The organism is Neobacillus drentensis (assembly GCF_036962125.1).
Lineage (GTDB): Bacteria > Bacillota > Bacilli > Bacillales > Cytobacillaceae > Neobacillus > Neobacillus drentensis_B.
This window is the reverse complement of sequence record NZ_JBALOA010000003.1, coordinates 159,234-182,438: the sequence shown is the minus strand read 5'-3', so window position 1 is coordinate 182,438 and position 23,205 is coordinate 159,234. Positions and strand designations below refer to the sequence as shown.

Annotated in this window: 21 protein-coding genes and 1 pseudogene; 6 read left to right on the top strand and 16 right to left on the bottom strand. The window is 39.4% G+C overall.

What is annotated here, in order from left to right; all coding sequences use genetic code 11:
- Positions 1–292: 292 nt before the first annotated feature.
- Positions 293–613 carry a BC1872 family protein gene (locus tag V7121_RS02920; protein ID WP_335499273.1) on the top strand — a complete coding sequence of 107 codons (321 nt, stop codon included), beginning with the start codon at positions 293–295 and terminating at the stop codon, positions 611–613.
- A gap of 71 nt (positions 614–684) precedes the next feature.
- Here the strand turns inward: V7121_RS02920 and V7121_RS02915 are convergent, their stop codons facing one another.
- The 6 genes from V7121_RS02915 to V7121_RS02890 all read right to left on the bottom strand — a co-directional run bounded on the left by V7121_RS02915 (position 685) and on the right by V7121_RS02890 (position 6,419).
- Entirely contained in the window at positions 685–1,074 is a 390-nt protein-coding gene (locus tag V7121_RS02915; protein WP_335499275.1) for an LmrA/YxaF family transcription factor, read from the bottom strand.
- A complete protein-coding gene (locus V7121_RS02910; protein ID WP_335499277.1) occupies positions 1,067–1,249 on the bottom strand; it encodes a TetR/AcrR family transcriptional regulator in 183 nt (60 codons plus the stop codon). The genes V7121_RS02915 and V7121_RS02910 overlap by 8 nt, the downstream gene beginning before the upstream one ends.
- Before the next feature lie 246 nt (positions 1,250–1,495).
- Positions 1,496–3,607, bottom strand: coding sequence for a glycoside hydrolase family 3 protein (locus tag V7121_RS02905; RefSeq protein WP_335545630.1), 2,112 nt, complete (start codon positions 3,605–3,607; stop codon positions 1,496–1,498).
- Between the two features lie 154 nt (positions 3,608–3,761).
- Complete coding sequence (locus V7121_RS02900; RefSeq protein ID WP_335545628.1) at positions 3,762–4,961, bottom strand: AraC family transcriptional regulator; 1,200 nt, start codon at positions 4,959–4,961, stop codon at positions 3,762–3,764.
- Positions 4,962–5,087: 126 nt separating this feature from the next.
- Complete coding sequence (gene clpP, locus V7121_RS02895) at positions 5,088–5,669, bottom strand: ATP-dependent Clp endopeptidase proteolytic subunit ClpP (RefSeq protein ID WP_335499283.1); 582 nt, start codon at positions 5,667–5,669, stop codon at positions 5,088–5,090.
- Between the two features lie 27 nt (positions 5,670–5,696).
- Complete coding sequence (locus V7121_RS02890) at positions 5,697–6,419, bottom strand: sigma-70 family RNA polymerase sigma factor (protein ID WP_335499285.1); 723 nt, start codon at positions 6,417–6,419, stop codon at positions 5,697–5,699.
- A 233-nt stretch (positions 6,420–6,652) separates the two neighbouring features.
- On the opposite strand from V7121_RS02890, the gene V7121_RS02885 reads away from it, so the two are divergent.
- Positions 6,653–6,850: a hypothetical protein gene (locus V7121_RS02885; protein WP_335499290.1), complete on the top strand. Its 198-nt coding sequence runs from the start codon at positions 6,653–6,655 to the stop codon at positions 6,848–6,850.
- A gap of 81 nt (positions 6,851–6,931) precedes the next feature.
- Here the strand turns inward: V7121_RS02885 and V7121_RS02880 are convergent, their stop codons facing one another.
- Positions 6,932–8,290: an MATE family efflux transporter gene (locus V7121_RS02880; RefSeq protein WP_335499292.1), complete on the bottom strand. Its 1,359-nt coding sequence runs from the start codon at positions 8,288–8,290 to the stop codon at positions 6,932–6,934.
- Positions 8,291–8,506: 216 nt separating this feature from the next.
- On the opposite strand from V7121_RS02880, the gene V7121_RS02875 reads away from it, so the two are divergent.
- Positions 8,507–9,181 (top strand): DUF421 domain-containing protein, encoded by a 675-nt coding sequence (locus tag V7121_RS02875; protein ID WP_335545627.1) that lies wholly within the window; start codon positions 8,507–8,509, stop codon positions 9,179–9,181.
- A gap of 90 nt (positions 9,182–9,271) precedes the next feature.
- On the opposite strand, the gene V7121_RS02870 is transcribed toward V7121_RS02875, so the two are convergent.
- Positions 9,272–10,132 (bottom strand): hypothetical protein, encoded by an 861-nt coding sequence (locus V7121_RS02870; RefSeq protein ID WP_335499298.1) that lies wholly within the window; start codon positions 10,130–10,132, stop codon positions 9,272–9,274.
- A 155-nt stretch (positions 10,133–10,287) separates the two neighbouring features.
- Positions 10,288–10,488: a cold-shock protein gene (locus V7121_RS02865; protein WP_026567057.1), complete on the bottom strand. Its 201-nt coding sequence runs from the start codon at positions 10,486–10,488 to the stop codon at positions 10,288–10,290.
- A 361-nt stretch (positions 10,489–10,849) separates the two neighbouring features.
- On the opposite strand from V7121_RS02865, the gene V7121_RS02860 reads away from it, so the two are divergent.
- The 3 genes and pseudogenes from V7121_RS02860 (at position 10,850) to V7121_RS02850 (ending at position 13,201) form a co-directional block, all read left to right on the top strand.
- Complete coding sequence (locus V7121_RS02860) at positions 10,850–12,103, top strand: MFS transporter (RefSeq protein ID WP_335499303.1); 1,254 nt, start codon at positions 10,850–10,852, stop codon at positions 12,101–12,103.
- Between the two features lie 23 nt (positions 12,104–12,126).
- Positions 12,127–12,357 (top strand): annotated as a pseudogene (locus V7121_RS02855) (MFS transporter); the annotation flags it as partial.
- Positions 12,358–12,463: 106 nt separating this feature from the next.
- Positions 12,464–13,201: a protein-glutamine gamma-glutamyltransferase gene (locus V7121_RS02850; RefSeq protein ID WP_335545624.1), complete on the top strand. Its 738-nt coding sequence runs from the start codon at positions 12,464–12,466 to the stop codon at positions 13,199–13,201.
- A 37-nt stretch (positions 13,202–13,238) separates the two neighbouring features.
- Here V7121_RS02850 and V7121_RS02845 read toward each other — a convergent pair whose 3' ends face one another.
- From V7121_RS02845 to V7121_RS02815, 7 genes are all read right to left on the bottom strand, one after another.
- Positions 13,239–18,128 (bottom strand): DUF4132 domain-containing protein, encoded by a 4,890-nt coding sequence (locus V7121_RS02845; RefSeq protein ID WP_335545622.1) that lies wholly within the window; start codon positions 18,126–18,128, stop codon positions 13,239–13,241.
- A 12-nt stretch (positions 18,129–18,140) separates the two neighbouring features.
- The gene (locus V7121_RS02840) at positions 18,141–18,560 is read right to left on the bottom strand and encodes a hypothetical protein (protein WP_335499309.1); all 420 of its coding nucleotides are present in this window, start codon (positions 18,558–18,560) and stop codon (positions 18,141–18,143) included.
- 149 nt (positions 18,561–18,709) lie between these two features.
- The gene (locus V7121_RS02835) at positions 18,710–19,705 is read right to left on the bottom strand and encodes an ABC transporter substrate-binding protein (protein WP_335545620.1); all 996 of its coding nucleotides are present in this window, start codon (positions 19,703–19,705) and stop codon (positions 18,710–18,712) included.
- Between the two features lie 17 nt (positions 19,706–19,722).
- Entirely contained in the window at positions 19,723–20,496 is a 774-nt protein-coding gene (locus tag V7121_RS02830; protein WP_335499312.1) for an ABC transporter permease, read from the bottom strand.
- Positions 20,486–21,220 (bottom strand): ABC transporter ATP-binding protein, encoded by a 735-nt coding sequence (locus tag V7121_RS02825; protein ID WP_335545618.1) that lies wholly within the window; start codon positions 21,218–21,220, stop codon positions 20,486–20,488. Before V7121_RS02825 ends, V7121_RS02830 begins: the two co-directional genes overlap by 11 nt.
- 7 nt (positions 21,221–21,227) lie before the next feature.
- The gene (gene tenA, locus V7121_RS02820) at positions 21,228–21,899 is read right to left on the bottom strand and encodes a thiaminase II (protein WP_335545616.1); all 672 of its coding nucleotides are present in this window, start codon (positions 21,897–21,899) and stop codon (positions 21,228–21,230) included.
- A gap of 4 nt (positions 21,900–21,903) precedes the next feature.
- Positions 21,904–23,187, bottom strand: coding sequence for an acetylornithine deacetylase (locus V7121_RS02815; protein ID WP_335545614.1), 1,284 nt, complete (start codon positions 23,185–23,187; stop codon positions 21,904–21,906).
- Between the last annotated feature and the right edge of the window lie 18 nt (positions 23,188–23,205).

The window sequence follows — 23,205 nt, the reverse complement described above, 5'->3', positions numbered from 1 at the left end:
CATGGCAGCAATGGCACCAAATGTATCCATATAGAGAAAAGTAATTATCATTTAACGTACAAATGACGAGGTGAATATTTCACCTCGTTTCATCATTCAATAAAAATTAGTATGGATATGTAGGTCAACACTTTCCCCTTTTGAAAATATTTTAAAAAAATTCAAAAAACAGTAGTCATCCGACGTTCTGTGTTATACAATATAAACATTATAACCGCACTGTTACATAACAGTAATGCACCACTCAGATTAATCTTGAAACATCTAAAAAATCGGAAAAGGGGTAATGGATATGAACAAAACGGATTCAATTGCACGGAGAATATTAGGTTGGAAGTTGAATAGATGGGATCGATGGTATGATTACGAAAATGCCACTTTCATTCATGAGTCTGACTTTCAACCGGAGAAAAACATTGACCACGCCATGATCATTGTTGATAGATTAACGGATTACGGCTATACCTTTAAAGTAAATGGAGAACATGAGGCATGCTTTAATGACATCCGTGGAACGGGCAAGACTCTCTCACAAGCTATTACCAATGCTGCCTATTCTATTATTGAAAGTACCGTTGAAGATCGGTCTACTATTTGGGCACAGTTATGCTAAAACCGAAAAGGAGTTAATTATCTACCAATTGGCAGGTAATCAACTCCTTTTATTTATACGCCTTGATCAAATTATTTCACCACTAATATTTTCGATAATTCATATGAAATTACTTTTAGAGGATGGCTAGATTTTTGGGTCAGGCAAAGCATGATTCCACCTTCGATCGAAGCAGCCATCATGAGCGCAAGAGAATGGGCAGCATCCTTCGAAAAACCCTCTAATTCTAACTTATTGGAATAAATGTCTTGCATCTTCATGTAAAGTTCCGTACATGCAGCTCGGACTGGTTCGCTAAGTACATCCATTTCACTGACAATACTACTAAAGGTATATCCAGCAATCGTACCTTCGGTTTCAAACTTTCCAATTAATAATTCAATCATAGCGATTGTAGCATCTTTTGCTGTTGGATATCTTACGAAAAAAGCTTCAATATCCTTCGTAATAACTTCACTCATTGACTGAAGACATGCGATGCGATAAGTAACTTTCTTTTCCACTCGGAAAATGATGATAAAGCGAACCCTTTGAAATCTTGCATGTATTTAAAATTTCAGTTAATCCTACATCCATATATCCTTTTTGTTGGAAAAGAGTTGTCGTGATGTCGATAATCATCGATTTTGTATCCATTCCCTGAAAAGCCTCCTCCATCCTTCTATTTGGTTATCAATTGTTGTTTTCAGCTTAGTCAAACACCCTTCTGATAATTCCCAATAGATTTTATTTTTGCTATTTTAGTATAAACGTCATTAACATTTTTATTGAAGAACTAGTATTTTTGCTTTCTTTATCAACATGTTCCTGGTGATAAGCATGGTATATACGTATAAAAAAAAACCCTAATTCACCAAGAAAAAGGGCTCTTTGTACGTTAAATTAAAATGTCAATCCATGACCAAGTTTATAGACATTGCCATCGCTGTCCTTATAAGCATATTGAAGTCCTTCCGGCATATACTTGTCCTTATCATAACCCGGTACGTCATTTCTCGAAACACAATCACCATTTCCGTTCACTGCAATGACCGCTTCACTCGCTGGCAATGTCAATGGTAATACACCTACTGGATGGCTGTTGCCTGCGATTACCTCATACTGTGCTTTAAAGTAGGTATCATAACCAGCGATTAAGACATCCGCTAATGGTTCCACATTTCCAAGGATCCATGGCAAAATAACATTTACACTAATAATGACTTTTCCACCGCGGACATGGACACTGTCGACCACTTCCTTTAAATGGTCCATTCCACTTAAAGTAGTTTCTTGATAGGTAGACCCATCCAAAGCTGTTTCTGTCTTATTTTCACAGATTTCAAGTTCTAGCAGTCCTGGAGTTGCATTGAAATATGCTCCAGATTTTGGACTTAAGAACAAAATAGCAATATCAGCCTCTTCATGGTTCTCTGTCAATGTAAATTGTCCAAGCTTTAGACATTCCTGTCTTGCCTTTTCCGTATATGCAGTTGCCCGCTCTGGTTCCTTGTGGAAGACTTCAACATACACCTTTTTATGACCAACCTTATTTCCTGTTAAAGGTAAGGTTTGGTTACTATTTTTAAGAACCGTGACCGATTTCTTATGAGCTTCATAGGCAGCATCCCAGTTCGCTTGGTTACTAACCACAGCAGCAGCTTTTTCTGGCGAAACATAAGTGCGTTCATCAAACAAACCTAAAGCAAACATTTCAGTTAGCAGTCGTACATTCGCTTCATTTATTCGCTCTTCACTAATCCAGCCCTTTTCGATCGCTGTTTTAAGGTTTTCAATATCATTCGTGTCAGAAATAAGATCTGTCCCCGCATTAACCGCTTTAGCAAAACGTTCCGCCTCGCTTAAGGTTTCAACGCCCCAGCTCATTTTACTTGTGACACCGCTGTCGCTATTGATATACCCTTTGAACCCTAATTTTCCTCTAAGAATCGTATTTAAAAAATATTCATTAAAGGTAAAACCAACCTCTTCAAAAGGAATAGTCTCCCCTTCGAATTCTTGTACCGCACTTTTCTCAATACTAGGAATCGAATAATAGGGCATCATCGATGATGTCCCATGTTCTACAGCTGCCCGAAATGGCGGCAGGTGATACTTTTCTAAGCTGCCTGGAGTTGGGTATAGATTCCATTTCCCCTCTTCATAATGGGGATCAAATCCATTTTCCCTTGGTCCTCCGCCAGGGAAATGCTTTGTCGTCATTGCGATACTATGCTTACCAAGGGTTTTTCCTTGAAATCCGTCAATAATGCGGCCGATGGCATCCGAGATAAATTCAGGGTCTTCTCCGAATGTACCATAAATCCGCTGCCATCTTGGATCCGTAACTGTATCCGCCATGTACATATACCCTTTTCTTAACCCAACAGCATCCCACTCATCATGTGCAATCTCTGCAAATTGGCTAAAAAGTGAGGCATCGCCTCCATTTTTGATATCACCTTTTGCGGCTGCGGCAAGCCCCAATGTTCCTGGCCATGTCGAAAAAATCCCTGCTGCATCATTCATACCAAAAATGAATTCTGTGTTTTCATTCCTTGAATTCGAAGCAATTAAGCACGGAATACCAAGACGTGTTCCCTCGCAAACTTCATTCATGGTATTCACCCACTCTGCCATTTGAGCGGGGCTCCAGTTGTCTCTTAGGATAAAGTGGCGCAAATGCATGTTTTCAATTGTATGCGTGGTGCCGTATACATTTGCCAAAGCAAAAATAGTTTCACCCTTTTCAACAATTCCTTCATCTAGTACACCATCATGGCTTGTCTTGCTCTTATCTTTTTGAGTAAGTCCCATTTGACGTGTATTAATCAGCATCATACCGACCTTTTCATCAATATTCATTAATGAAACTAGGTTCTCGGCACGTTCCTTCGGACTTAACCGCCAATCCTTATATGGTTCTAGCTTCCCACTATTATTCAAATCTTTAAATTTTAATCCATCCACTTCAATGATATTTTTAACTCTAACTTCTAAATTTGGCTGGTTCACGGTATGTTGCCTCCTAAACTTGGTTGACCCATTCATTAGATTGTCACTATTTTTAGTACAGATTCATCATAGCAACTTGAATCCGCTCCCACACCCATTATTGTTACCTAATGTATAAAAATGTGCACTTATTGAAAAATTTTTACTTTAAAGTTTACCTGCTGCCTTTATACTCCGTAGCCGTCATTCCAGTTACCTCTTTAAATATTTTACAAAAGTAATTATAGCCACTAAAACCCACTTGTATTCCAATATCCGTAATGGATAAGAGCCCTTGATCAAGAAGAAACATTGCCTCTTTAATCCGCTTTTTTTGAATGTAATCAATCATACTCATCTGTACTTCTTTTTTAAACTTCTTCGCGAGATAGATTCGATTAAATCCAAGGTCAGTTGCTATCATTTGCACATTAATGGGTTCTTGAAAATGAAGATTTATGTACATTAACGCTTTTTTAATAACTGAACTGTACCCTTTTACAGAAAAATCCTTCACCGCATCACAATATTCTTCTACCATATTGAAATTTAAGGTATCTAATTCAGCCATTGTTACCGCTGACTCGATCTTAAGGGCAAATTTTTCCGAAATCATATGTAAATATTGAGGTTCAACCCCTCCCCTAGCAGCAGCTAACCGGTTCATCGTATTACTTGAAAAACTTAGATTTTTTTTGGCTCGCAAAGGATTCCCTGGAACTCGATAGGAAAAATCACCTGTAAAGTCAATCAATGCTTTCATTGCATTTTCTTTATCTCCTGCTTCAATAAAATGTAAAAATTTCTTCTCTGCCTCATACCTTAGCTTCACTTCCAAACCGTTCTGATCATAGTCTTGTGGCTGCAGTTCAACAGGGTAATCATTCCTGCGGTTTTTCGTCGTAATGAATTGGGTTTCTAGACGCGGATTCACTAGTAGATTGACTAACACCTCACCAGTAGCTAAGGGTGTTTGTCCTAAATAGGCTAAAGATTTGTAAAACTTATCCAATGGTTTTAGCCAAGTACTTTCAAGTTGATTATCCTTTATTACCTTCCAAATAAACTGGTCAGTGACTCGCTCATTTAAGAACGGTCCAACCAAAACCATTCCTTGAAACTGTTCATTCTTATGAACGGGCACTGCCATATACGATAGTTGAAAGGAGTCTGTATATAAGCAAAAACTACGATTATCTGCCTGTTCTAAGGCTTTTTGAAGATCGACATACATCTGCTTGCGGGCCTCCACTAAAATGAGGGGTTCACTATCATCAGATATGTGCAAGATTGTTTGAAATTGTTCATCCACAGCATGTACATCTATATGAAAAGCATTTTTTATTAGCCAACATTTACTAAGCAGTTCATCCATTGTTATCACCTTTAGTTCGATAATGGCAAGTAACTTTTGAAAAAGTCCTATATTGATAATACAACAAAAAAACACACGATTCCTATCTGGAATGAGTCGTGTGTTCCTTTAGATGCTTGGTAAGCATCATTTTGGGTATAGAATCTCATCAATGATTCCGTATTCTTTCGCTTCTTCAGCACTCATGAAGTAATCCCGATCCGTATCTTTTGCGACCTTTTCAAGCGGCTGACCCGTCCGTTCCGAGATAATTTTATTAATATGCTCCCGTAACTTTAAGATTCTTCGTGCCGAAATTTCAATTTCCGTTGCCTGCCCTTTTGCGCCGCCTAAAGGCTGATGAATCATAATCTCACTATTTGGCAGTGCGTAACGTTTTCCTTTTTTCCCAGCCAGGAGTAGCATGGCCCCAAAGGATGCGGCCATCCCGGTGCAAATCGTTCGGACATCTGGTTTAATGTATTGCATCGTATCAAATATCGCAAATCCCGCTGTCGTCAATCCTCCCGGGCTATTGATATAGAGCGAAATTTCTTTATCTGGCGCGTCTGCTGCTAAAAATAATAACTGGGCAACGACACTATTGGCCGTGTGTTCATTGATCTCCTCACCAATGATGATAATTCTGTCCTTTAATAATCTGGAGTAAATATCATAGGACCGTTCTCCCCGATTCGATTGTTCAATTACATATGGAATGGTACTCATTCCAATCCCTCCTTGAAAGCAATTTGGCTAAGCAGCCATACAGAGAGTGCTTGAAGGAGAGTATTTTGGATTGGTTGATAATTTACCTAATTTACCCGAAACGCCCATAGGTACGACACTCATTACTGCTCGTTTAGAAATGGCGTCGATGAGGAGCGACGGGTCATGATTATTTAATGCTTCATAAAATTGGCTGGACAGCTGCTCTCTTTCTTCCTCATTCCAACACCATTCAACAGAAGAAGCATCATTTGCTTTTTCTAGACGTTTTTTCGCACGATGAAGGTTGGCCTTGACCGCCATTTCGGTTGAATTTAATATCGCGGCGATTTCCTTCAACTGGTACTGAAATCCTTCTTTTAACAAAAAGATGATCGCTTGGTTTGGGGTAAAATTGTTTAGAAGGAATTCCACCGAATCCTGTGTTTTTTTAAATGGATAGGTTGGAACTTGGTCCGCAATTTCGAGATTTGATTCCAAGACTTCCTTTTTTCGTCTCCGAACCAGGTCGACCCAATGATGATAGGCAATCTTATTTAACAATGCAGTGGTCATTTTTTGCTGATGTTGGCTGTATTTTAAGGCCTTCATATAGGTTTCCTGAGCGATATCATCTCCATCCCAGCTATTCCTGGTAAGAAAGTGACAATAGTTGCGCAGCTTGGGATAATTTTCACTCCAAAAATCATTTTCAAAGCTGTTTTCTTGCTCTGCTCTTACTAATTGATCCTCACTTAATTTTTGTGACATGTTTTCACTCCTTTGCACTCTCTACTCTATAAACGTTTCGAGGCCCTTGAAAAGATACGGGTCAGAAAAATTATTTATGTGTTACTATATGTCTTTCCAATCGGAATTACCTTTAACCAGAACCATCCTGTAGAAAAAGATTAGAAGATTTTGATGAAAAATAATGATGGACTATTTTTTATAGCCTGTTATAATCCTTATAGATACAATAATTAATTTTAAAGGTGGACATTATGGCGAACACTTGTAGATATGTTGTCAACGCACTTGGTAAGGGTGGGGAAACATATTATACGCTTTGTAAAGATAAACAGGAATTACAGAAATGGATTCAAACCAATCAAGAAAAACTAATCATGGAAGAATTAAAAGTCACTGATAAAAACCAAACTTTATTCTCTAAACTATTTAACCTAAAAAAACTATATTAATATTTTCAAAGACGCCATTCTATGAAGAATGGCGTCTTATTTTTCAAGAAAAAGTGGTACCTGACACCCAAAAAAGACGAACTATACCGCTCTACTGACGAATTTCCGCTTTTGGATGTAGATGAGACGGATGGAGAGTGCGATTCCAGCGGCAAGGAGGCCTATGGTTAATCCAATCCAATAACCTCTAGCGCCCAAGTTTGTGTAATGGGCGAGCAGATATCCTGCTGGAAGACAGATCAGCCAGTAGGCGATTAGCGTCATAATAAAAGCAAGGTTCACATCCTTGTATCCTCTTAAGGCTGCTTGTGCAGTTGCCTGAATCGCATCACAAATTTGGAAAAACAGCGCGAAAATTAAAAAGTTGGCGGTTAAATTGATAACGGCCGTTTCATTCGAATATAACCCGGCCACTTGATAGCGAAAAATGACAACCAGTAATCCAGTTCCTAAGGCAATTAAGACGGCGAGATAAACCCCTAACCAGCTGTATTGTTTCGCATCCTTATAGCGTCGCGCTCCTACCTCATACCCGACAAGAACCGTTTGTGCCGTTGAGATACTGATTGGAATCATGTATAAAAAGGAAACGATGTTTAACGCTGATTGATAAGCAGCAATCGTCGTGACACTAAACTTACTTAATAAAATGGTAACAACTGCAAACATACTGGTTTCAAAAAAGGTTGACAGTCCCATTGGCACACCAATCTTTAATATTTCCTTACATCTACTCCATGAAAATTCTGTGAAATTAGTGAAAATTGGGTAGGATGAGAAAGGTTCTTGGGTTTTAACAATGAAGATTGTCATCCCCATAATCCCCCAATAGGTAATCGACGTGGCATACCCTGCGCCGGCACCCCCAAGTTCCGGAAATCCTAAGTTCCCCAAAATGAGTACATAATTCAAAAAGAAGTTAACTGGCAGCGACAAGAGCATGATGATCATGATAACCCTAGTTTTCCCTAGTGCATAAATAAAGGATCGCAACACATTAAAAATAAAGAGCGGAAGAATCCCAATACTAAGTCCAATTAAATAATGGTAGGCTGTTTCTTGAACACCAGCATCCAGGTTCATTTTATCAAGCAGCGGGTCAAGTAAAAAGAAACCGAACAGGATTACTACCAGTGCAATTGATACAGAGAGAAACATTCCATTCTTTACCACAGAAGCCACTTCATTGCTCTTTTTTTCACCAAAGCGCTGGGCGGCGATTGGTGAAACAGCCAAAAGAATCCCGCTAATCCCAGTAAAAATGGGACTCCAAATCGAGGACCCAATGGCTACACCTGCTAAAGCGGTCGAATTGTACTTCCCTGACATAATCGTATTAAAAAACACCATTGAAAACATCCCAAGCTGGGTGATTAAAATTGGAATTATCAAGATAATAATTTGCTTTATTTTTTCCTTTAGAGTAAACGTTTGATTCATAGATAGGTTCTCCTTGAAAATAAAAGTCCGAAATTTTATTATACTCTAGATTGGATTAATTTTCCTCTGTAGATTTTTCTAATTCATGCCCCTTTTATCAATAAAGCTATATAGACATCCTGACTCACTGCGATTTTATGTAATAATATTTGGAAATTGATCACAATATAAAGAGGCATCCAAAAAACATATCAGGTTATTTATAGGAGAGTTTTTATGTATAAAGATATTGCTTTGGAATTAATCGTAGGCTTTTTCTTCCTTCTTCTCATTTTAAAACTTGTGGGAAAAATTCAATTTTCCCAAATAACACCTTTTGATTTTATTACGGGATTGGTTATGGGGAATCTTGTTGGAGATGCAATATTTAATGAGAAAACAGGATTAAAAGAAATTATATTTAGTATTACCATTTGGGGAGCCCTCATTTATTTTGTAGAACTATTAACGCAAAAGTCCTCCTTCCTTAGATCAATACTTGAAGGGACTCCTACGATATTAGTCAATAAAGGAGAAATTCTTTATCGAAATTTAAAGAAAACACATATTGATTTAAATCAACTTCAACACTTAATGAGAAGGGAAGGTTATTTTTCAGTTTTTGAGGCGGAGTATGTTATTTTAGAGCGAGACGGACAAATCAGCGTAGCACCGAAACATCCGTATGGAGCCCCTACAAATCAAGATCTAAAGATTCCTAAACAGCAAGTTAACTTGTCCTTCGCTCTTATTATGGATGGGAAATTGATCAAAGATAATCTTAAAGAAGCGGGACATAATGAACAATGGCTTAAAAAGCAATTATCAAAAAAGAAGATTAAGGAATATAAAGAAGTATTCTATGCAGAGTGGCAGGAAAACAGCGGATTAAATATAAGTAAGTATAACTAATTATCAGTAGTAGAAATTAACAGATGTAATTTTAAACCATCACCATAATTATTAATTAAATCAAAAAAATAGGACCTCTATGTGAGCGTCCTATTTCTTTACGATTTTTGAAGGGTTATTCACTTTATACAAGACGGGAACATCTACTAAAAATTCTTCCTCCACATCTTTCCCTTTCCCGAGTTTCTTGGCAGCCACTTTGCCGTCAAACTCAAGGGAATCCCCTATCGCTAATTCAAATTTCTTCAGTGTCTTACTATGGCTGCACCAGGCTAGTCCAATTTCGAGAGGATTATCCTCAGAGATAATCTGAACATTTTCTAGGACGACCACTTCATCATTTTCTTCATTAAACGGATTGTAAACGAGTGCAAACTGTTTGACGCTAGCTGTAAAATGCACTTTGTCAGCTGGAAGCTCAAGTTTAGGAGTCTTCGTTTTTTTAGGTTTTGGTTCCTTCACTTTTGCCGTTTTTGGTGCTGATTCCTTTTTAACAAATTCCTCTTCAACAGAAGATGTATCTTCTGTCATGACCTCTGCAAGTAAATTTGCCTCAGCAGCGGAACCATCTTGCTTACCTATCTCAACTTCGGATGCAGTCGTTTCTTTTTCATCAAATGTTAATAAGCTTTCTTTTCCGAAACTCGATTGCTGCATTTCTTTTAAAAACGCTGGGTGGATGCAGGTAAGGTTTCCGTCTTGGAATTCAACCACGAGCGTGTTAATGTCCTGTGCATTCCCATAGGTTTCATACCCTTTGATTGTAACCATTCGTTGATAGTTTCGGTCCTTGTACCAGAACTCTTTCTTCGCTTCGCGCGCGGAGGATAAGCCCCATTCCTTCAGTTTCTCCTTATAATGGTCGATATCACGAAACGTTTCATAATCGCCTTTTGGTGGAATATACTTTGTTAATTCAGATTGTTCCAATTGAGGACGTTGGATGATCATCCTATCACTTCCTTTATTTATGTACTATAAATTATATTTTAACGCATCACATAAAAAAAGGGAAAAGCGCGTATCCGCTCCTCCCTCCCTTTTTTAAGATATTAAAAAAAGGCTCTACAAGAGAGCCTTTTTCATTCACATTTATGTGGTTTATATTATGCTTTACGAACGTTAGTAGCTTGGGGTCCACGTTGACCTTGTTCTACTTCAAATGTAACTGATTGACCTTCGTCTAAAGATTTGAAACCTTCGCCTTGGATAGCAGAGAAGTGTACGAATACGTCGTCTCCAGCTTCGCGCTCGATGAATCCAAAACCTTTTTCTGCATTAAACCATTTTACTTTACCTTGTTCCATTTGTGTATCCTCCTGCTGTGTGCCTTTGCACACATTAAATTACTACCCTTGTTCAAATCTTCCAGACAAAAAGCAGTTACGCCTTTTACTCCTTACCGACAAACAAAAATAATTCTTCTTAACTATAACAGAAGGTAGTACATAATGCAAATGCATCCGAGGAATTTATTATTTATTTTGTAAAAAAATTGTAGATATTCCTATTGCTTTTTCGGCTTGATTAGTTATTAATAATCGGATTTTGAAATATTTTCCAAATTAAAAGTCAAATAAAATGTTATATTAGGATAAATTTTTGAATTTTTTCGGTTTTTCTCATGTATAATAGCTGTAGAATTTTTATAAAAGCTGGTGAAGACACATGCGCACACACAACGAAAAAGTAAGTATTTATCACGGGATGGTATCAACAGTCGCCGTCAACCTAGCCGGTAACTTTTTTCCACTCTTCGCCATTGCCATTCTTGGTGCAAGTAACTATCAGGTCGGGTTGATTAGCTCTCTTCCGCCGCTGATTGCACTGATCATGACGATTCCCGCTGCCATTCTGTTGAATCGCTTAGAGCAGCAAAAGAAAACCGTAGCCTTATCTGTTTTATGGGCAAGAATGATGTTTTTACTTCTTGCTGGCGTATTGTTTATTAACTCATCCTATCAAGCATGGGCGTTTTTGATTATTGTGGCATTAATGAACGTTCCCGGGACGATTTCTACAATCGGCTGGCAAACACTTATTAGTGGGATGATAAAAGAAGAACGGAGGGGAACGTTTTTCAGTGATAGAAATCGGCTATTAACGATTGTCGGCATGATTACGACGTTGATTATCGGTGTAGTTATGAAAGACCAAACCGACAATTCAGTTGCCTACCAGTTTTTATTCGTCGTGGCCTTTCTTTTTGGCTTACTAGAAGTGTTTTTCTTATTGAAGCATAAGGAAACAGTCCAACCGAAGATAAACGCAGATGATAAGCGTTCTTCCATGGATTGGACCATTTTTAAGGATAATGGATATAAGTGGTTTTTAATTACTGCGTTATGCTTTAACTTTTCATGGCAGATGGCCTGGGGATTATTCAATATTTATAATGTAAAGTATGCACACGCTACCATTTTATGGATCAGTATTTTTTCAGTGATGAATCAACTCGCACAGATTTTTACTTTTCCATTATGGAAACGATGGGCCGAACAAAAATCGAACACGTTAATGCTTGTATGGGTTTCGGTCGGCATGGCCGCAGCACCATTTATGACAGTTCTATCTACTAATCTAGTATATTTAACTTTTGTGCAGATGACCTCAGGGTTCTTTGTTTCAGGTACAACACTTCTGTTGTTCAACCTGTTGTTGGAGAAATCTCCAAAGGAAAAAAGGACGTACTGCATCACAACCTATAATGTCCTGTTATCCTTCGTAGCCTTCATCGCCCCGCAAATCGGCATCTGGCTGCTCGAAATAACAGGCATCCAAAAATCAATGGGCATCATCTCCATCCTAAGAGGATTTAGCGCCGTCATCTTCTTGATCATGTACATTAAATTCATGAAAAGGGACAAAAATATGGTGTCAGGTACCACGCGTGGACACTCGTCCTTGTCTGACGGACACTAATTTGTTGTGACCCCGTTAAAGGACTAAGAAATATTGGTATGGTGGTAGGAATTTCAGTTGCCACAACAATTCTGTTCCACGTCATGAGTTCGAGGGTTGGTTACCGAGTAACAGATTTAATCCCCAACCGCCCTGACATCTTTATTGAGGGTATGCATATTGTTTTCATCGGTTCGGCATCTATTTGTTTACTTTCTGCCCTATTGACAGGTTGGCGTCTACTAAAATCAAAGACGGCCATTAGTCATTCATAATAAAAAAACATCTCTTAAAACATATTGTTTCGATTGTTGTAAACATTAGTGTAGTAGTTTCATACTTTTTAAAAGGAGTTGAGGATTAAGGAAAGCAGGTGAATGGATGATTAGGATAGATCAACAAACGATTCCCGTGGACGATTTAAGTGACCTTCTTACCACGAAAGAACAGAAAGATATCCTTACTAGAATGGATCAATCCAAGGAAATATTTCAGTACCTGTCATTACGTCAATTGAAATTTGATCTTCTCTTTCGAACGAATACACTAAAGGCTGCACGAGACCTTAACAATAGTAAGGTGCAGTTTACAACCTTTACGTATGCCTTTGCTAATAAGAAGTATTGGAGTCGCACAAATGTAGGTGGTTTTCTTATTAAACCCAATATTAGTCCTTCTGTCGCTATTCTTGACTTTTTAAAAAATGGAAAACTTTATGCGTTCGATTGTTCCACAGGAATTGCAATTGTTTTATATCTTTCTGCCCTTTATACCGTTGGAAGCAGAAAATTTGATCTCCTTTTTAATGGGCTTTACTTAATGGATTGGCAATTTGATAATGATTTAAGACTATCTCAAAAATACGGGGATGACTTCATCCCAGGTGACATCGTGCATTTCAATAATCCAGACGTCACCCCAAAGGAAGCCCATTGGCGTGCTGAAAATGTGATCTTTATGGCCGAAGATCAATACTACGGTCATGGCGTGGGGATCAAAAAGGCTGAAACCATTATTACCTTCCTAAATAAAAAAAGAAAGCCCAACGCTCGGATTCCTGCCTACCTCATGAACCTGATCACCAGACCCGTTTTAGAAAGCCTTTATCAAAACTATTAAGACCGCTGCCAAATATTGGAGCGGTCTTTTTCATAAGCTATTTTTTTATCTGTGCCAAAATAAACGGATCTTTGATTTTCTTATCTTCCGCTAACATAAGCACTTTCGAAACAATTTCGGCAGTTTTAGGATCTTCATCCATGAAGGGTAAGAATACTCGGCCGCGCTGCTGGGAATGGACCGGAACGATATAAATAGCGCCTGTTGCTTGTTTATACACATTGGCACTACCCAAATGGACGCTATATTCACCCAGACTTCCTTCAATCAGTGCAAAGTTCCCTTCCATTCTTACATTTTCCAATTTCATTAACCGGACCGATTCTGTCACAATCACCCTTCTCATTTCAATCGTCGTTAAACTCGCCTCTGGGTCCACTCCACCGACATGGGCAATACTGACGACCAAATCAATATCTCGCATCGTTTCTGAAAAAATTAACTTCGGGATATTTTTAATTTCAAGCGGTTGATAGGTAAGTCGATCAAAAAATTCCACGGTTTCCAAGGTCGGACACTCCACATCCGCCGGGGAGAACCAATCCGCTAAAGCATTTAGCCGCACGATAATATTTTCCTTATAATAAACCTTTTGCAGGCCCGCTTCATAGCTGGTCGTCCATAAGCGATTTTTTAATAAGGCCACTGTTTTCTGTGGCTGAATTTGATGGCCGGCGTATCTTCGTGTTCCTGTTCCGGCTGCTAGTTCATCTTGATTCGGTAAATAAAGCTCCCGAAAAATCTGCTTAAATGTCTGTTTCACCTTCCGGGCAAATAAATCGTGCTGGAAATCGCTCCAGACTCCGCTTTCATAAAGATGGACTGGATGGGAGATGAAAATTTCATCTGTGTCCTGGATCGAATACTTGTTATTCAGACCAAATCCAATGAGAGACCCATCTTTAAAATAGCCTAGATGATCTCCTACCTTTAATACCAATGAAGTCATCAATGGTGCCAATACTGGGTTTCGCATCATCGTGAAAATTTCAGCTAAAACAAAACTGTTTCCTAACTCCATCGAACGCTCTAATTCTTCTTTTGCACGTTTATATTGCTCCCTTAAATCGGCTTTATATTCTTTTAAGACAACCACATATTCGTGCTTCTTGTACTTGGCTGGCAGAGATTTAAGCAGTTTATCCCCTTTGACCACTTGGATATCTGCGCGGCCATTCGCATCAATTACGAGCTGTACGATTAAATCATCCAACGTTTTTGGCACAAGGTACGGTTTGACCTCTTCCATTTTCTGCGCTTCCATCGCCCACTTCAGCCTTGTTACGTCCTTGAAACCGGCATTCCTTGCGAGGTTAGCCAAGGCAATGGTAACCGTCTTTGCTTCACTCGCGCGGCGTTGGGCTCCAAATTTTTTACTTTCCTTTAAAAATTTTTGGAGAAATACATACATATTTAGAACATCCTGTTCATTTTTAACTGGAATCAAACTATAGCTTAACACTTGATCCTTTGTTCTTTTTTCCTGAACGATTTTTTCCGTGTCTTCAAGTCTTAATTTCCCCAAGACTGCATCCGCAAATAGCTGCGACCTGCGATGATTGACTCCTCCAGAAATGTATTTTGCTGCTTGATAGAGAAGTTGAAAACGTTCTTCTCCCAACTGCTCATAACATTCTTTAAACCAGTGGATATCAAAGGCTCCATCCTGAAAATCTTGAGGGGAAATCGGCGAATAATGAGCGACAATCGTTTCTTTTTCCTCTGAAAAGGTCTCATTCATATGGGCATGGAAATACCATGAGGCACTCTTCAAACCATTCCAATTCAAATATTTAGAAACAAGGTCCAGCCATTGCGGTGCATACATGGCTGCCTCGATTAACCGTTTTTCCGATAATTGCTTCCCCTTTAAAGAGTGGGTCAACTGCTCCTCGTTCTCCCCCTCGTTCGGATAACTTGCTTTTAGTAAATGAGAGAACACATCTTTTTTCGAGAGTTCACTGCCATATCCATAAATATAGCCGCGCACAAACGATTCTTTATCAAGTCCTAATAGAATTTGAAGAAAATTGTCGATGCCTTCATGTTTTTCAATTCCCATCACGAGAGGCGTTACATCTGTCTGAAGATCCCCTCTTTTTAGCTCAATTTCTACTATCCTTTGAACCACCTTATCTTTGAGCGGCTTCATGAAAGGATATTTTTTAATTACCTGACCCTTGGGATCGGTTAATTCTGAGAGATAGTCTCTACTCGTTTCCTTTCGACCAGTCAACTCGTGAAGGATCGTCTGTTCATCGATTAATTTACGGTCAAGGGCTTTTGCTAGATCTTCAATTGAAGGGTGAAAACGTTCAAAACTAACGATCGTATATAAGTGATATTGGAGTTTGAAAAAAACATCGAAATCCTCTTCATCACTGATAAATTGTTCTGCCCATGCCAGCCATGGTTCGGTAAGAAAATCTAGCAGCCTATTTTGCGTTTGAAGCTTATTTTCCGGGATCAAATTCACGAGAAAATTCAAGACCGAACTGATGATTTCGAAATACTCCTTCGAATTCTGATTGATAAAATATGCATAAATAAGCGTGTCTACCTGGTCCTGGTAATTCAAATCACCAATAAAACGATTCATTTCTTCAATCTTTTCCATTGGCATGATTTCTTGTAAAAATGTTCTCCTCCAACCCTTGACCTGCGGTTCATCCATACTGTCCCATATATCAAGCATATTGGAGTAATAGGTGTAAATCTTATATGTGTGGAGATAGAATGCTGTCTGAATCAAGTCTTCTTTTGATAGATTAGAGTTATTAAAATACTCCTGCCAAACTTCTGACAAAGGAAAATGTTCGAGTTTCTGTAGTTCGTCTTCATATTTTGTGCACCTTAGGTTCTCGCCAATATGCAGAGTGTCCTTGGAGCCATCAAACCACTCGACATCATATCCGACCTGACGATGTTCATGAACTAAATTATCTAAACCTTTAAGTAAATGTTTAGTAGTTTCAATTGATGGCTGCAACAGGTTTTTTAACACTAGTTTTGGATGCTTGAGTTCAATGGTAACCAGATGATTGGGGTCATATAATCCAAACCCATTTTTTAGGCTGTAATCCTCTGTTTGGAACAACTTGTCCATCAATATTTGTTCTTTTGAAGTAGTTTTCATTTGAATGATTTTATTTTTAAACTGAGTAACCAGTCGATTACGTAGTTCCTGCTCATTGATTTCGGTTAGTATTTCAAGCGCACCGACACGTTGCAGCTCGGCTTTACTGGTTAATAGGCGATCAATTGATGCAGCAAGTTCTTCTTTTGGAAGTCCTAAGAGTATTTGAATGGCCCCTTGTCGTAATGCCCCCGTTTTTAATTTTAAAATGGCCTCGACGTTTTCAATCTCATCTGGGAGAAGAACGATTTTTTTGATGTGCTTAAGAGCGATTTCGCGATTATTCATACTTTTATCAGCGAGACTTGCAAATAGGAATTCTCGTTGGGTGTGATCACCGTAATCTTTAATAAAAAAGGTGAGGAGGTCTTCTCTTACTTCTGCACTGAGCTTTTCCTTCCATTCAATTATCTGTCCAAGCAAAGCCTTGTCTAAGTCGTAAGCAGTTAAAAACATCATTTTTCTCGCAATATCATCCGTTGAAAAAGTAAGTTGCTGCCCTTTAATCGCTTTAGATTCAAAGGAAACCTCTCTTTTTGGCATTTGGAGGAACATGTTTTTAAACTGATCAAAATGTCGAGAACGTATCAGCTTATCATCTAAAAGCGGCACATGATTAACGGAAAGTGTGCTTTCCCTTTTTTCAGAATCATACGACCAATTGACGATATATTCATACACATAGTTTGAGAGCAGAAAATATTGGAGTTCTACGTTTGTTTCATGTAAATAAGGATAGGATAACTCAAATCTCAGCCACCAATTTTGACTTTGGGTTAAAAAGTATTGGGCCATTACTTTTTGATAGGTTGCTCCATTTTCCATTAGGAAGCGGATCGCATCTTTTACATCGTCCTCTTCATGAGCAGCCATTGCCCAAAGACTAATATAAAGAGTATGGAGATTTTCACTCTGCACACCCTGTATACGCAGCAGTGGGTCGATCAAGGATGCAGCCACATATTCAAGTGATTGTTTAGCGACTCTGCTATTCAATGCGTCTGGGTCGAGACCTGTCCAAACAACAAGTGCTCTCAGGATCGAACTGTAACGAATAAGATTGTTGTCGAGAATGATTTTTAACATGTACTTAGTAGCTTCTAATGTACCTTCATCCATATTTTCAACGATACTTTGGCGTAATCCCTCTTGAAGGCGTGCTGCAAGTAATAACTCGCCAAGCATTTTATATCCTTCGACACGATGACTTTTAAAAATACCTTTCATCATTTCATAATTTAGCAATGCCCCATTATTTTCTCCGAAAATTACTTCTCTTAGGGCTTGGAATACCTCTTCATTCTGTTGATCAATTTCATAAGCGATTACGTCGCTGATGACTGGATTATAAATGGACAAATTGTCCAGAGTAGTTAGATATTCGATAAGTGAAAACTCTTCAAAAGCTAAGTCTACAAGGTAAAGGAAACTTTCGATTACCCCATCGTGGTGATACTCGAGATTTTTTGTCCGATATGGTCGTCGGTCAAATCCTATGCTATATGGATATTCACACTTATGGTCCACAATGTATTGAAAAAGTGCCCCGTACTTAACCCCAAGCAATGTGTAAGCAATTGTCACGAGCGGCTTATAATTGATGGGGTACCTAGGGCTCTCTTGTTTGAGGATAATTTTTCTAATTTCTAGCTGATTTGCATCTCTCACCAGATAGGAGGCATTCTCTAATTTTAGAATCAGGAGTGCTAACTGCTGCTCCGTACCAGTAAGTTCTTGACTGGCTTTAGCTACTAAACCCTCATAATATAATTCCTTATTTTTTGTTGTCATATCGTTCCCCCATTACCACATACGTCCTGCTAACAATGTCAGCTTAATAAAAGTAAGTTGATCACCTTCGTTTATTTGCAGGGGTCCATCTAAATCAATCGTTTCGTTCTCATTCATATAGATGCGGAATAAACCATCTTCAAAAGCTTGGATGGCCGTCCTTAATGCCTGGCGAGGATCGGTTTGTTGTTCATTGTAGTTAGTGCCAAAACCTACTTTTCCGGCATCTGCTTGCAGTTGGATCTGCTCATTTGTAAGAAACCTTACCAACAAGGCTTCTGATGGTTTCGCATTGAATTTTTGGACCTTGATCGTCACTAATCCAGTCAATAACTGTCGAAGGGTTTGTGGAACTTCTTCTAAAGTAATCTCTAGTTTGGTTAGATAATCCTTCCGCTTAGCTAAACTTTTCATCGTTACAAAGATTTTCATCTGATTACCTCAAAATTGATTTTAGCTATATTCTACCAAACATAACAGTCATAGCAGCAATCGAATAAAGAAATAATTACGAAAAAACCGTCCGCCTGTGGCGGACAGTTTGCTGGTTTTGTCCTTTTGTGGTACCTGTCACCCAATGGTTAATAGTTAACAAATGCATCTTCTGCTTTGACGGTTGCTTTGATGACTTTTTTGTCTTTTAGCCACTGGGCTGTTTTTTCCCATGTTTGTGGGTCTTGGTAGCCGAATGGTTTTGCCTTGGCATCCATTAGTGGGAGGAGGATTTCTAAGCTTTTGGTTTCAACATCCTTCTCTAGTGGTGATGTTTTATCTTCATGGGTCATTAATATTGAAAGTCCATCTTCCGGATGTGCCTTGACATATTTTTGACCCTCAGTGATCGCCTTCATGAACTTTTTAAACACTTCTGGTTTGTCTTTTAATCCCTTCTCACTAGCAACCATGACTAATTCGTAATAATCTGGCACACCGTAATCAGCAGGATTTAGGGTACGCATTGGATGGCCTTCTTTATCTAACAATAACTTTTCATGGTTGATATAGCCGCCGATTAGGGCATCCGTTTTTTTTGTCGCCATTGCCGGAATCAGATCCCAGCCAACATCGACCATTTTTACCTTTTTAACATCTCCACCATCGGCTTTAACCATCGTTCCTACAATCGCTTCATCCAACGGAATCGATGGATAACCTATCGTTTTCCCTGCTAAATCCTTTGGGGATTGAATCGGACCATCCGCAGGCACCATTAGTTGATTTAAGGGATGACGGACAATTGCACCAAATGATTGCACAGGGATCTCCTCACTGCGCGCTACAAGAACCTGTGGTTGATAGCTCATCGCGATATCGATTTGATTAGCTGCGACAAGCTTAAGCGGATCATTTGTATCTGCTGGCATTTGGATATCCACATCTAAGCCTTGGGCTTTAAAGTAACCCTTTTCTTCAGCCACAAAAAGAAATGAGTGCACCGCATTTGGATACCAATCAAGCATTAAGCTAACTTTCTGAAGTTTGTCATTCGCACCGCCATTATTTTCGACTGTCTCTTTCCCACAAGCACTTAATACAAGTAACATAAGTGATGCAAAAATCAATAAACTCTTTTTCATCAGTTAGTTCTTCCTCTCTAGTTGAAACGATTTTTATTTTTTAATACCTGTTTTTCTAATAAACCGATTAATAGAAATAACACGATTCCCAGCATGGATAGAAGGAATATTGCTGCAAATACGGAGTCAGCCTGTAAGTTACCAGACATTCTTCGACTAAAATATCCCAGGCCTTCACTGGCCCCCAGCCATTCCCCAATCGTCGCTCCGACGACGCAATAAACAACAGACAACTTCAAGCCTGAAAAAATAGCAGGTAACGCCATCGGTAGCTGAATTTTTTGAAAAATGGTCCAGCGGTTCGCGCCCATCGTTAAAAGTAATTCACGGTATTCATCTCCACCTGTTTTCAAGCCATCATACGTACTCACAACGATTGGAAAAAAAGCTGTTAAAAGAGTCACAGCAATTTTGCTCCAAATCGAATAGCCAAACCACATAATAAATATCGGTGAAATGGCAATAAGCGGGACCGTTTGGGAAATCACAAGTAACGGGTAGAGGACTTTTTCAATTGAACGGGAAAAATGCATTCCAACTCCAAGTATCAATCCAGCGATCACGGAAAGCCCAAAACCAATCAAAACTTCTTTAAGGGTAGCAGGCAAATGCTCTTCAAACAACAACTGCTTGTTTTCAAGCAATGCCGCCCAGATGGCTGAAGGCGCAGGCAAAATAAACGCTGGAATCATCGCTTCCCTGACTGCCCATTCCCAACCGCTGACAATCAGGAGGACCGCCAACAAAAACAAACCGTAATCTTCTGTCCATTTTTTCAGGCTAGTTTTCATTGTGAATCAGCATCTCCAGTTCTTTTCTCATCGTCAAAAACTCTGATTGATAGATTAGCTGTGAACTTCTTGGCCTTGGCAGATTGACTTTTAGTTCTTTGATCCCTGGGGCTTGCAGCACATAAACTCTGTCGCTTAATAGAATCGCTTCCTCCAGATCATGGGTAATGAACAAGACCGTCTTTTGTAATTCCCCCCACAACCCTAATAACCATTTGTGCATGTTTCGTTTTGTCATTGAATCAAGTGCGCCAAAGGGTTCATCTAATAATAGAAGTTCCTTTCCCGTCATCAGCGTTCTTAAAAAAGCGACACGCTGCTTCATTCCTCCGGAGAGTTCATTGGGATAAGCTTTTTCAAATTCAGCCAAGCCAAACCGAGATAACCACTCTCGTATTTCAGGAATTCTCGTTTGCTTATGTTCCTTTGTCACTTCTAAAGGCAGTAACACATTTTCTAAAACAGTCCTCCATGGCAGCAGCAAATCCTTTTGCGGCATATAACCAACACTTCCTAATCTCTTTCCGGTCTTTTGACCATCAATCAGGATGTCCCCCTGATTGGGTTCAAGTAAACCAGTTACCAATTTGAAAAGAGTGCTTTTACCTGACCCACTGGTACCAATGATGGAAACAAACTCTCCTTGGTTCACATCGAGTGTAAGTCCGTGAAAAATGGGCTTTTCTTTTTCAAAAGAATAGGCGAGGCCATGAATGGATAACATCGTAGAGTTAGACAGGCCACTCGCCTCCCTGGTAGACCATGTCCCAAAACATGTATTCAAATCGAGATGTTGTCAGGAAATGTTCTTCTAAGATGGCTAACTCCCGCTCCGGTTTTCCCTTTGCCAATCGATCTAATAAATCAATAAGCCAAGTTGCTAATGAACCAAACTCATCAGAAGAGTACATTTTTACCAATTCCCCATAGAGTAGATGTTCGATAGCATCAGGATAGTTAGTTGCTAGCACTTTGCTAATCTCCCAATAGCTCCACATACACGGCAAGAGAGCAGATACTAATTCTGCAAGAGAACCATTCTGGGCAACATTTAACATATACCGTGTATAGGCTAAGTTGATCGGCATTGGTTTGGTTTCCTCTAGCTGTTGAAGTGTAATCCCAAACCTCTCTGCATATTGACGGTGCAAGTCCATCTCTCCATGCAATGTTTCATCCAAAAGCTTCGCAAATGCGGCCATCGTCTCCAAGTCTGTTGCTTTAACTGCCCCCATAGCAAACAACTTGGAATAATCGATTAAAAATACATAATCCTGTTTCATATAGCGGATAAAGGATTCAACCGGCAACTCCCCTGTGCCCATCCCGACAACAAATGGATGCTGATGGGTCTGCCCCCAAATATCACTTACCTTTTCAAAAAGTCTTTGGGTAAATCTCATTCCCCTACAGCTCCTTTCTTGTGTTGCACCAATCAGCGATGAAAACGGCTAACACTTTTGTAAAGTCTAATAATTGGCTAACTTCGACTTTCTCATTCACTGCATGTGCGTCTTCCAATTTACCAGGTCCAAAAATGACGGTTGGTATTCCGGCACGTCCCAGCCAGCCTGCATCTGTAACAGTGGTGGACATACCAACCGTTGGCTTGGACGATAATAATTTTTCAAAGGAATTCGCTAATAGTTTCGTTCCTGGATGTTCAGAATCTATTTCCAATGAAGGGAAAATTTCTCCTCGGTCGACAATCATTGATTTTCCTCCCCACACAAATTGTGGAGGATTGTCACGCAGCCAAGGATCTGCTGCCGCAACTGCTCCAATATGCTCTTCAATTTCTTTGATGACCACTTCATAATCTTCATCTGGGTAAAAATGAACGGTAACCCAAAGAGCACATCGATCTGCCACAAATGCAGCATGTCGTCCTCCTTCAATTACTGCGGGATTAATCGTATTGGTACCGGGAGGAAAGCCTTCATAACTTTTCGTAATTGCCCAATGGCGTTCTAACTCTTGAAGCCCGGCAATGATCTTCATCATTTTCTCGATTGCGCTAGCACCCTGCACGCCTCCTCCTGCATGAATCATTTTTCTCCTGATTCCATCATGGTAGGTCTCGTTGCTTTGAATGCTAATCCATCCCGTAATAACGCCGCCCTGTCCCTGAATATGCAAATCACTTGTATCCACCACGACCGCATAGTCAGCTGTATACCCTCTCTCCATGCATGCCAGGGTTCCTGCTTCGCCAACCTCTTCGCCAATAACCGATTGAAATTGGAAATCACCTTGTAGCGAAATTCCTAGATCTTTTAAAAGTTTAATTGCAATCAATGATGCTGCAATTCCGCCCTTCATATCCGCGACCCCACGTCCATAAATGTGGCCATCTTTGCAAAATGCCGAAAATGGAGATTCCTTCCACGCTGAAGTATCCCCCACTTCAGCGACGTCCACGTGACCATTTACAATTAAACTATTAAACTGATCAGGAGATTCTCCTCGTAAAACCCCAACCACATTAGGATCACCCGGATAAACATCCCACTTATCGGTGTTAAATCCCAAATCATCTAAATACCCTTTGATAAATTCCTGAACCTCATTTGTATTCCGTGCAGGAGGACTGACTGTTGGGAAAGCAATGAGTGTCGATAATAATTTGATTAATTCAGCTTCACGCGCTTCTACTTCTTTTGAGACTTTACCAAGCAGATCCTCTTTCATTTGTTCACGCCCTTATCG

Coding starts and splice junctions, on each gene's coding strand:
- V7121_RS02920 (WP_335499273.1), top strand. CDS start 293: ATGAACAAAACGGATTCAATTGCACGGAGAATATTAGGTTGGAAGTTG.
- V7121_RS02915 (WP_335499275.1), bottom strand. CDS start 1,074: ATGAGTGAAGTTATTACGAAGGATATTGAAGCTTTTTTCGTAAGATAT.
- V7121_RS02910 (WP_335499277.1), bottom strand. CDS start 1,249: ATGGATACAAAATCGATGATTATCGACATCACGACAACTCTTTTCCAA.
- V7121_RS02900 (WP_335545628.1), bottom strand. CDS start 4,961: ATGGATGAACTGCTTAGTAAATGTTGGCTAATAAAAAATGCTTTTCAT.
- clpP (WP_335499283.1), bottom strand. CDS start 5,669: ATGAGTACCATTCCATATGTAATTGAACAATCGAATCGGGGAGAACGG.
- V7121_RS02890 (WP_335499285.1), bottom strand. CDS start 6,419: ATGTCACAAAAATTAAGTGAGGATCAATTAGTAAGAGCAGAGCAAGAA.
- V7121_RS02885 (WP_335499290.1), top strand. CDS start 6,653: ATGGCGAACACTTGTAGATATGTTGTCAACGCACTTGGTAAGGGTGGG.
- V7121_RS02880 (WP_335499292.1), bottom strand. CDS start 8,290: ATGAATCAAACGTTTACTCTAAAGGAAAAAATAAAGCAAATTATTATC.
- V7121_RS02875 (WP_335545627.1), top strand. CDS start 8,507: ATGTATAAAGATATTGCTTTGGAATTAATCGTAGGCTTTTTCTTCCTT.
- V7121_RS02870 (WP_335499298.1), bottom strand. CDS start 10,132: ATGATCATCCAACGTCCTCAATTGGAACAATCTGAATTAACAAAGTAT.
- V7121_RS02865 (WP_026567057.1), bottom strand. CDS start 10,488: ATGGAACAAGGTAAAGTAAAATGGTTTAATGCAGAAAAAGGTTTTGGA.
- V7121_RS02860 (WP_335499303.1), top strand. CDS start 10,850: ATGCGCACACACAACGAAAAAGTAAGTATTTATCACGGGATGGTATCA.
- V7121_RS02850 (WP_335545624.1), top strand. CDS start 12,464: ATGATTAGGATAGATCAACAAACGATTCCCGTGGACGATTTAAGTGAC.
- V7121_RS02845 (WP_335545622.1), bottom strand. CDS start 18,128: ATGACAACAAAAAATAAGGAATTATATTATGAGGGTTTAGTAGCTAAA.
- V7121_RS02840 (WP_335499309.1), bottom strand. CDS start 18,560: ATGAAAATCTTTGTAACGATGAAAAGTTTAGCTAAGCGGAAGGATTAT.
- V7121_RS02835 (WP_335545620.1), bottom strand. CDS start 19,705: ATGAAAAAGAGTTTATTGATTTTTGCATCACTTATGTTACTTGTATTA.
- V7121_RS02830 (WP_335499312.1), bottom strand. CDS start 20,496: ATGAAAACTAGCCTGAAAAAATGGACAGAAGATTACGGTTTGTTTTTG.
- V7121_RS02825 (WP_335545618.1), bottom strand. CDS start 21,220: ATGTTATCCATTCATGGCCTCGCCTATTCTTTTGAAAAAGAAAAGCCC.
- tenA (WP_335545616.1), bottom strand. CDS start 21,899: ATGAGATTTACCCAAAGACTTTTTGAAAAGGTAAGTGATATTTGGGGG.
- V7121_RS02815 (WP_335545614.1), bottom strand. CDS start 23,187: ATGAAAGAGGATCTGCTTGGTAAAGTCTCAAAAGAAGTAGAAGCGCGT.